The following is a 6544-nucleotide window of genomic DNA, read 5'->3' as shown; positions in this document are numbered from 1 at the left end:
GCGATCTGGTCGGCGTGACGCACCGTGGACAGCCGGTGGGCGATGGTGATCGTGGTACGTCCCTCGGCGAGCACGTCGAAGGCCCGCTGCTCGCCGAGCGCCACCCGCTCGCCGAGCGGCCGCCCGGCCGGAACGCCAGCCCCGCCCGCCCCCACGCCCACGCCGACAGTCCCGGCGGCCCCGACACCCGCCGACCCACCGTCGACCCAGGACCCGCCGCCCTCGCCCGAGGAGACGCTCGTCGAGCCCGATGACCTACCCGCCGATGGCTGAGCCGACGACCACGGCAGTCCGCCGACGCCGCGCCGTACCACCACCACGCTGGATCCTGTTCGGCATGGTGCTGGCGGTGCTGGCCAGCGTGCTGCTCGTCAACGCGTACACCAACGCGTCCTTCACCCCCGACCACCAGCGCAGCAACCGCGGGCAACGCGAGGTCCCCACCTCGGTGGTGACCGGGGGACCGATCATCAGTGCCAACAGCGAGCAGGTCCGCTCCTACCGGCTGCCGGAGCGGACGATCGCGCTCACCTTCGACGACGGACCGAACCCGGTCTGGACCCCCGAGGTGCTGCGCGTGCTCGACGCCCACCAGGTCAAGGGCACCTTCTTCGTGCTGGGTTCGCAGGTCTCCCGGCATCCGGACCTGGCCCGCAGGCTGGTGGGCGGTGGCCACGAACTCGGTGTGCACACGTTCACCCACCCCGACCTCACCGAGCTGCCCGGCTGGCGGCGGGACCTGGAGTACGCCCAGACGCAGCTCGCCCTGGCCGCCGTCACAGGTGTGCGGACCTCGCTGGTCCGGTTTCCCTACTCCTCGCACGCCGACGCGATCGACAACGAGGACTGGCCGGTGCTGACCGCTGCCGGCGACCGGGGCTACCTGACGGTGCTCAACGACACCGACAGTCAGGACTGGGCGCTGCCCGGCGTTGACAGGATCATCGAGAACGCGACCCCGGCCGGTGCCTCGGGCGCGATCACCCTCTGGCACGACGCCGGCGGGGACCGCGCACAGACTGTCGCCGCGCTCGACCGGTTCATCCCGATGATGAAGCAACGGGGATACCGCTTCGTCACCGCGACCGAGGGACTGAACCTGGCCTTCTCCGCCGCAGGGGTCGAGCACCGGGTGGAATCCGGCGTGGCCGCCACCTCAGGGGACCGCTGGCGCGGCCGAATGCTGGTCTGGGCGGTCCGGGGCGCCGACCACGTGCTGAGCGTGTTCGGGATCCTCTTCGTACTCGTCGGCGTGCTCACGGTGGGGCGTACCGCAGTGCTGTTCCTGCTCGCCGGGCGGCACGCCCGCCGCCGTCGGGCCAAGGGCTGGACGTGGGGGCCGCCCGTCACCGCGCCGGTGTCGGTGATCGTCCCCGCGTACAACGAGAAGGAGGGCATCGCCGCCGCGGTCCGTTCCCTGGCCGGCGGCGACCATCCCGGCGGGATCGAGGTGGTGGTCGTCGACGACGGCTCCACCGACGGGACGGCGGACATCGTCGACGCGCTCGGCCTCCCCAACGTCCGGGTGGTCCGCAAGCCCAACGGCGGCAAGCCCAGCGCGTTGAACACGGGCGTCGCGCTGGCCCGCCACGACCTGATCGTCATGGTCGACGGGGACACCGTCCTGGAACCCGACGCCGTCCGCAGGCTCGTGCAACCCTTCGCCGACCCGCAGGTGGGCGCTGTCGCCGGCAACGTGAAGGTCGGCAATCGGCGCAGTCTGATCGCCAAGTGGCAGCACATCGAGTACGTCATCGGCTTCAACCTGGACCGCCGTCTCTACGAGACGCTCCGCTGCATGTCGACGGTGCCCGGGGCGATCGGCGGCTTCCGGCGGCAGGCTCTGCGCTACGCCGGTGGGATGACCGACGACACACTCGCCGAGGACACCGACATCACCATGGCCCTCGGCCGGGCCGGCTGGAAGGTGGTCTACGAGGAGACGGCCCGCGCCTGGACCGAGGCGCCGACGAGCCTCGGGCAGCTCTGGAAACAGCGCTACCGGTGGAGCTACGGCACCATGCAGGCGATGTGGAAGCACCGCCGGTCGGTGTTCGACAGGGGTGCGTCGGGCCGTTTCACCAGACGTTGCCTGTTCTTCCTCAGCCTCTTCGGGGTGCTGCTGCCGCTGCTCGCGCCGGTGATCGACCTGCTGGCCGTGTACGGCCTCTTCTTCCTCGACCGGACCGCCACGGCGGTGGCCTGGCTGGTCATGCTCGGCGTGCAGATGGTCACCGCGATCGTGGCGTTCCGGTTGGACCGGGAGAAGCTGGGCGTGCTGTGGGTGTTGCCGCTCCAGCAGTTCGTCTACCGGCAGTTGATGTACCTGGTGATGATCCAGGCGGTGGTCACCGCGCTGACCGGTGGCCGGCTGGGCTGGCAGAAACTGCGCCGCACCGGCCTGGAACCGGCAGTCTCCCGCACCGGCTGAGCCAGACTGCGACCCACCGGCGGTGTTGTTCAGTCCTCGTCGGGGTCGTCCAGGCGGGCCAGCCAGGTGGCGAAACGCTCGATCGGCGTCTCGAACTCGGGGTTCAGGTCGACGAAGTCGCGCAGGCGCTCGCCCAGCCACTCCAGGGTCACCTGCTCGTCGCCCCGGCGCTCGACCAGCTCCTCGATGCCACGGTCGGTGAAGTACATCGCGTACGTCCTCGTGCTCGGCCCGGCGTGTGGCCGGGCGGATGGACCGACGCGAGCCGGGGCAGGACCGTGGAAACGGCCCTGCCCCGGCTCACGCGGTGCGGTCAGGTCACGGGCGGGGGAGAGCCGCCTCGATCAGCGCGTTCTGCTCGACCTCGTGGGTCTTCGCCGAGCCGACCGCCGGGGCGGCCGCGGCCGGGCGGGAGATCCGCCGCAGCCGGACGTCGGTCAGGTGCTCCAGCAGGTTGAGCGCGACGAACGACCAGGCGCCCTGGTTGGCCGGCTCCTCCTGCACCCAGGCGAAGTCCTCCGCGTTCGGGAACTGCGCGAGGGCGGCCCGGATCTCCTCGACCGGCAGCGGGTACAGCTGCTCGATCCGGAGGATCGCGGTGTCGGTGACGCCGCGCTCCTGCCGGGCCTGGAACAGGTCGTAGTAGACCTTGCCGGAGCAGAGCAGCACCCGCTTCACCGCCTCCGGGGCCGGGGCCGCCGTGTCGCGCAGCACCGGCTGGAAGGTGCCGGTGGTGAAGTCCTCCACCGAGGAGACGCAGAGCTTGTGCCGCAGCAGCGACTTCGGCGTGAACACCACGAGTGGCTTGCGCTTGGGCGACAGGGCCTGGCGGCGCAGCAGGTGGAAGTAGTTCGCCGGGGTGGTCGGGATGGACACCCGCATGTTGTCCTCGGCGCACATCTGCAGGAACCGCTCCGGCCGACCGGAGGTGTGGTCCGGCCCCTGGCCCTCGTGGCCGTGCGGCAGCAGCAGGGTGACCGCGGAGCGCTGACCCCACTTCACCTCGCCGGACGAGATGAACTCGTCGATCACCGACTGGGCGCCGTTGACGAAGTCGCCGAACTGGGCCTCCCAGGCGACCAGGGCGTTGATGTTCTCCACCGAGTAGCCGTACTCGAAGCCCATCGCCGCGTACTCGCTGAGCAGCGAGTCGTGCACGAAGAACCGGGAGCGCTCGCCGTCACCGGTGAGTGACTTCAGCGGCAGGTAGTCGTCGCCGGTGCGGGAGTCGACCACCGAGGCGTGCCGCTGGACGAACGTGCCGCGCCGCGAGTCCTGCCCGGCCAGCCGGACGGTGACCCCGTCGTGCAGCAGCGCCCCGAGCGCGATGATCTCGCCGAAGCCCCAGTCGATGTTGCCCTCGACGGACATCTTGGCCCGCCGGTCCAGCAGTTGCTGGATCCGCTTGTGCGGGGTGAAGCCCTCCGGGAGGTTGATGTGCGCCTCGCCGATCGCCTTCACCACTGACGCGTCGGTGGCGGTGTCGACCTGCGGCTCCGGCTCCTCCTCGCGGCGCGGCCGGTTGAGCTGGCGGGGTGCCGAGGCGGCGTCCCGGGTGGCCTTGAAGACCTTCTCCAGCTGCGCCTGGTAGTCGCGCAGCAGCTCTTCGGCGTCCTCCACGGTGATGTCACCGCGACCGATCAGCTCCTCGGTGTACAGCTTGCGCACCGAGCGCTTCGAATCAATGATCTTGTACATCTGCGGGTTGGACATCGAGGGGTCGTCGCCCTCGTTGTGCCCGCGCCGCCGGTAGCAGACCATGTCGATCACGACGTCCTTGTTGAACGTCTGCCGGTACTCGAAGGCCAGCCGGGCCACCCGGACCACGGCCTCCGGGTCGTCGCCGTTGACGTGGAAGATCGGCGCCTGGATCATCCGGGCCACATCGGTGCTGTAGAGGCTGGACCGGCTGTACTCCGGGGCGGTGGTGAAGCCGACCTGGTTGTTGACCACCACGTGCACGGTGCCGCCGGTGCGGTAGCCGCGCAGCTGCGACAGGTTGAGCGTCTCGGCGACCACACCCTGCCCGGCGAACGCGGCGTCACCGTGCACCGCCAGCGGCAGCACGGTGTAGCCCTCCAGCTTGAGGTCGATCCGGTCCTGCTTGGCCCGGACGATGCCTTCCAGCACCGGGTCGACGGCCTCCAGGTGCGACGGGTTGGCCACCACCGACACCTTCACCGAGTGCGCGCCGTCGGGGGTGGTGAACTTGCCGTTCTGCCCCAGGTGGTACTTCACGTCGCCGGAGCCCTGGGTCGAGCGCGGGTCCAGGTGACCCTCGAACTCCGAGAAGATCTTCTCGTACGGCTTGCCGACGATGTTGGCCAGCACGTTGAGCCGACCCCGGTGCGCCATGCCGATGACGACCTCGTCCAGCCCGTTCTCGGCGGAGGACTCCAGGATCTCGCCGAGCAACGGGATCAGCGACTCGCCGCCCTCGAGCGAGAAGCGCTTCTGGCCGACGTACTTGGTCTGCAGGAAGGTCTCGAACGCCTCGGCGGCGTTGAGTCGGTTGAGCACGTGCTTCTGCTCGTCGGCGGCCGGCTTCTCGTACTTGCGCTCGATCCGCTCCTGCACCCAGCGCCGCTCCTCCGGGTCCTGGATGTGCATGTACTCGATGCCGACGCGGCGGCAGTACGAGTCGCGCAGCACGCCGAGGATCGAGCGCAGCTTCATCCGCTGCCGGCCGGCGAAGCCGTTGACCGGGAACTCGCGGTCCAGGTCCCACAGGGTGAGCCCGTGCTGGAGGACGTCCAGGTCAGGGTGCTTGCGGATCTTGAATTCCAGCGGGTCGGTGTCGGCCATCAGGTGCCCGCGCACCCGGTACGCGTGGATCAGCTCGTGCACCCGGGCGGTCTTGTTGATCTGACCCTCGGAGTTGACCGCCACGTCGCGCATCCAGCGCACCGGCTCGTACGGGATGCGCAGCGAGGTGAAGATCTCGTCGTAGAACGCGTGCTCGCCGAGGATCAGCTCGTGCATCACCTTGAGGAACTCGCCGGACTGCGCGCCCTGGATGATCCGGTGGTCGTACGTGCTGGTCAGCGTGATGATCTTGCTGACCGCCAGTTCGGCCAGGGTGGTCTCGGACATCCCCTGGTAGGGCGCCGGGTATTCCATCGCGCCAACGCCGATAATCGCGCTCTGCCCCTGCATCAGCCGCGGCATCGAGTGCACGGTGCCGATGCCGCCCGGGTTGGTGAGCGAGATCGTGGTGCCGGAGTAGTCCTCCATGGTCAGCTCGTTGCGCCGCGCCCGCCGGACCACGTCCTCGTACGCCTGCCAGAACTGCCGGAAGTCCATCTGCTCGCAACCCTTGATGGAGGGGACCACCAGGTTGCGGCTGCCGTCCGGCTTGGCCAGGTCGATGGCGATGCCGAGGTTGACGTGCGCCGGGCGGACCACCGCCGGCTTGCCGTTGGCCTCGGTGAAGGAGTTGTTCATCTCGGGGTGCTGGACCAGCGCACGCACCAGCGCGTAGCCGACCAGGTGGGTGAAGCTGACCTTGCCACCACGCCCCCGGGCGAGGTGGTTGTTGATCACGATGCGGTTGTCGACGAGCAGCTTGGCCGGGACGGCGCGCACACTCGTCGCGGTGGGCACGCTCAGCGAGGCGTCCATGTTCTGGACGATCTTCGCCGCGACGCCGCGCAACGGCGTGGTCTGCGGACCGTCGGCGGCGGGGGCGGCGGCCTTGGCGGCCGGCTTGGCCGGTGCCGCCTTCTCCGGCGCCGCCTTCGCCGGGGTGGCCTTCGACGGCGCGGCCTTGGCCGGTGCCGAGGACGCGGCGGCCGGCTTGCCGGTGGCGGCCGGCTGCGCGGTGGCGGCCGGCTGGCTGACCGCGGCGGCCGCCTCCGGCTGCCCGTCCGGCTCCGGCGCGGCGGCCGGCTGCTCCGACGACTCGGCCTTGCGGGGGGTGGCCGCCCCTGGCGCCGGCCGGTAGTCGGCGAAGAAGTCGTGCCAGGCCGAATCGACGCTCGTTGGGTCGGCGAGGTAGCGCTGGTACATCTCCTCGACGATCCACTCATTCGGGCCGAAACCCGCCAGTGGGTTCTCCTGCGAAGTCTGCTGGGTCGACACGGCCGGTAATCGCCTCTTTCACGCGGGTTGTGT

3 protein-coding genes are annotated in these 6544 nt (G+C 70.0%); 1 reads left to right on the top strand and 2 read right to left on the bottom strand.

Annotated features, from left to right (window positions below; all coding sequences use genetic code 11):
• Positions 1-265: 265 nt before the first annotated feature.
• A complete protein-coding gene (locus AB0B86_RS31905) occupies positions 266-2431 on the top strand; it encodes a glycosyltransferase (RefSeq protein WP_357420407.1) in 2166 nt (721 codons plus the stop codon).
• A gap of 29 nt (positions 2432-2460) precedes the next feature.
• On the opposite strand, the gene AB0B86_RS31900 is transcribed toward AB0B86_RS31905, so the two are convergent.
• Positions 2461-2640, bottom strand: a complete 180-nt coding sequence (locus AB0B86_RS31900; protein WP_030336704.1) for a DUF6104 family protein — start codon at positions 2638-2640, stop codon at positions 2461-2463.
• Positions 2641-2749: 109 nt separating this feature from the next.
• On the bottom strand, positions 2750-6511 hold the full coding sequence (locus tag AB0B86_RS31895; RefSeq protein ID WP_357420405.1) for a multifunctional oxoglutarate decarboxylase/oxoglutarate dehydrogenase thiamine pyrophosphate-binding subunit/dihydrolipoyllysine-residue succinyltransferase subunit: 3762 nt from the start codon (positions 6509-6511) through the stop codon (positions 2750-2752).
• Positions 6512-6544: the final 33 nt, after the last annotated feature.

It is taken from the genome of Micromonospora sp. NPDC049047 (assembly GCF_040649135.1).
Lineage (GTDB): Bacteria > Actinomycetota > Actinomycetes > Mycobacteriales > Micromonosporaceae > Micromonospora.
This window is presented reverse-complemented; position numbering and strand designations above follow the sequence as displayed.

What these genes read in the sequence shown, in the direction of transcription:
- AB0B86_RS31905 (WP_357420407.1), top strand. Translation starts at nt 266, where the DNA reads ATGGCTGAGCCGACGACCACGGCAGTCCGCCGACGCCGCGCCGTACCA.
- AB0B86_RS31900 (WP_030336704.1), bottom strand. Translation starts at nt 2,640, where the DNA reads ATGTACTTCACCGACCGTGGCATCGAGGAGCTGGTCGAGCGCCGGGGC.